This window comes from Pseudanabaena sp. 'Roaring Creek', assembly GCF_001402795.1.
GTDB lineage: Bacteria > Cyanobacteriota > Cyanobacteriia > Pseudanabaenales > Pseudanabaenaceae > Pseudanabaena.
The window spans coordinates 1-3,506 of record NZ_LIRE01000237.1; the positions used below are offsets into that span (position 1 = coordinate 1).

The following is a 3,506-nucleotide window of genomic DNA, read 5'->3' on the forward strand; positions in this document are numbered from 1 at the left end:
TCGCCAAATGTACTAGGACATAAAACCCAAGAATTAATTGGCGGCGCTTCGCGCCGCCAATTAATTCTTGGGTTTTGATTTGTCCTAATTCAAGTGACTGTAGCTATATGGGAATGAAAGTTACATAGACGAAAGAAGAGAAGGTTGGCGCTTCGCGCCAACCTTCTCTTCTTTCGTCTATATACAACTAGGCTCTCTGACTTTCTGGTTGAGATAAAGGAATCTGAATTAAAAATTCGGTTCCTTTTTGCATCTCAGATAGGCATTGAATTGTGCCGCCATGTTTGTCAACGATGATTTGATAGCTGATCGATAGCCCTAGTCCCGTGCCTTCTCCCACGGGTTTAGTCGTAAAGAAGGGATTGAAAATCTTTTCGCGAACCGATGCAGACATTCCGCAACCATTGTCTTTAAAACTAATTTGCAATAAGTTATTATGGATTATTTCTGTTGAGATAATGATGCTTGGGTTTTCGTTCCCATCGGCAAAAAAACCTTCCTTTTCCCGCTCCTGTAAAGCATCGATCGCATTGCTGAGCAGATTCATAAATACTTGATTGAGCTGTCCTGCAAAACAATCGACCAGAGGGATATCTCCATAGTTCTTCAAAATTTGTACTTCCTTTCGATCGGCATTACCCTTAATCCGATTTTGTAAAAGAAGTAAGGTACTGTTAATACCTTCGTGGATATCGATCGGTTTCATTTCTGCCTCATCAAGGCGCGAGAAATTCCTTAGGGTCAATACGATTTGGCGAATACGTTCTGCTCCCATTTTCATGGAATGTAAAACCTTGGGAAAGTCCTCCTGTAAAAAATCGAGATCGATATCTGCGATAAACGATTGAATGTCAGGATCGGGAGCAATCGCCTGTTGTTTCTCCCAAGCTTGATAGCGCCTGACCAATTCTAGTAAATCTTGACTATAGACAAAGGAATGGCTGAGATTGCCATAGATAAAGTTGACGGGATTGTTGATTTCATGGGCAACGCCTGCTACAAGTTGCCCCAGACTGGACATTTTTTCGGTCTGGATTAATTGGGCTTGGGTATTTTTTAAGTCCTGCAAAACTATTTCTAGTTTTTGAGCCTGTGCTTTTGCTTGTTGGGTTAGTTGCTCTTGTTCGTTTAAACTACTTTGGAGCCATTTTTCGGCATACTTGCGATCGGTGATATCGCGCAAAATGGCGATATATTCCTGAGTGCGATCGGATTGATTGAAATATTCTGATACCGCTACTTCCACGATGCTGGGTATTGTCGCTTCAGTATTGAAGCGGTATTTATGTTTTAATTCCCTCTCACTGAGATTATCCCAAAGGGCGGGATCGTAATCAATTCCCTCTAAAAAGAGTCCGAGGGGTTTGCCTATCAGTTGCGTTGCCTCGACCTCAAAGAGTGAGGCTGCCGCAGGATTGGCTTGACATATCTCGCCTCGGTTATTGACAATCAGCATGGCATCCAAGGCAGCCACAAATAAATGTTCTGCTCTTTGTCTGGCTTCTTCCATGGTCATGACCTGCGGTAAGCTCGTCCAGCAAGCGATCGCAATACCAAGAAAGGCAACAACTAGAAGCAGCACTAAAAATAAAGCATTGCGATTTGTGTCACTATTCTCAGCATGTTGATCTAGCAGGCTAAAAGCTAGCCAACCTATTCCCGTACTACCGCATACCAAAATAATGATGGTGATAGTTTGGACGATCATAAAATCGAAGGATCTGAGGGATGTCCTATGGTGGTAAATTTTTGCCCACCATTGGACATGAAAAAAGGCAAAAGGCAGTCGTCGCATTAAAGCATCGGCTCCTAATACGAAAATTGGCAAGAGCAAGCCAATCAGTAAATCTTGCCAACTCCATGCGATTCCCCCAACGACCAAAACCACGGATTCGATCGCTAAAAATAAAACTGCCCAATAGGGATACAAGGTTTCAGGGCGATCGCGCTTTAGCCAAATTGCTAAATGTAGGATCATAATGCTGGATAGATAGCCCGTGCCCGTGATCATGACTATTCGCGAAACATCACCCCAAAATAGGCATAGCAAACTCATGATTAAAGTCGCTACCAGCCCATGACCAATCACGCTACGAGGTGTAAATAATGTGAATAAAGGGGATAAATGGCGCTCTTGGGCAAGCTGGTAAAGAACTCTGGGAGAGTTGGATGCAGCAGTTACTGAGCTTAGCAAACAGCCAGCGGCAACCAAAAAGGTAATTAATGAAGAAGCTGCAGCCCCCCAAAATGGTTTTGCCGCGTCCAGTAGGTGCAGATAAGTATTTTCACCTGCCAGAGGATTAGTCGATAGTCTTGCTAAAACCCAAGATCCACCGACATACACCACTGGAATGAGAATTGCCATGTATTGCAAGCATTTTAAAGTTAGATCGGGACGACGGCTTTCGGCAACAAAGGAGGAAGCAGTTTCACATCCATAGATTGCGTAGGTAGCTACAAAGTACCACTTTGCCCACAGCACAAATGATGGCGCACTCACGCCACCTGTGGACAGCAAGCCAGGACTGGTGGGAGCAAACGCTAACCAGTTGAGTCCCCCAATACAGAAAGCAATGAATAAACTGACGGCGGGGACGATAAAAAATGCTTGAAAGATAGCCATCGATCGCGTGCCACTGAATGCCACGACATAGGGCAAAAGCACAAAGGCAACTTTGAGAAACCCATCGGGAATATAGATCTGAAAATCTAATAGGATGCTTTTGATTAAATCCGCTAGAATAATTGCATTGATCGCTGGAACCGATACCCAGCCCAGCCAATAGCCGATCGCTCCATACTTAGCTATAAATGGATAGTCTTTGAGTAACCTCACTGTGTAGTTAGGAGTCCCTCCTGACATATCCTGCCAATGTTTTCCTAAATGCTTGATTTGAAGATTGAGGAGTATGGCGACAAATGCTGACGGAATCCATACCCAAATTGCTTTCTCACCCAACTCAATATGCATTGCTGGGGCTACCCCAAACCAAAGCAAGAGTCCAGTTGCGCCAAATCCCCATGTTTCAAAGGTGCTAAGACCACGCGGTAACTGAAACCACGATTTCTGGGAGGCGACCAATGGGTTTGTGATTTGTGCAGGTTGGTTTCTAGATTCAGAATCAGTCATAGTAGGGCGATCTTATCTCTACAGGCATAATTACTTCTAGATTCTCATCAAAATAGTTCCGAGAATGTACTCTTATCACTTTCTTAGAGCTGGCGACAATCGCCATGCAGCTTAAAAAATATCAAAAAAAATATCAAAAAAAATATCAAAGTAACGGCAGCGCAATATTCCACCTGTTCTGAATATAATACCAATTCCCAAAATGGCAACGCCATTTTGGGAATCTCAAAACCTTACTGGATTTGTTTTTTAATTTATTGAAGTGTTGGCTTACTTTAGTCACTTGAATTAGGACAAATCAAAACCCAAGAATTAATTGGCGGCGCGAAGCGCCGCCAATTAATTCTTGGGTTTTATGTCCTAGTACATTTGGCGA

1 protein-coding gene is annotated in these 3,506 nt (G+C 43.3%); it reads right to left on the reverse strand.

Translation table 11 applies throughout. The features are described 5' to 3' along the window. Positions 1 to 187: 187 nt before the first annotated feature. A complete protein-coding gene (locus AC805_RS08050) occupies positions 188 to 3,130 on the reverse strand; it encodes an amino acid permease (RefSeq protein WP_055074946.1) in 2,943 nt (980 codons plus the stop codon). Between the last annotated feature and the right edge of the window lie 376 nt (positions 3,131 to 3,506).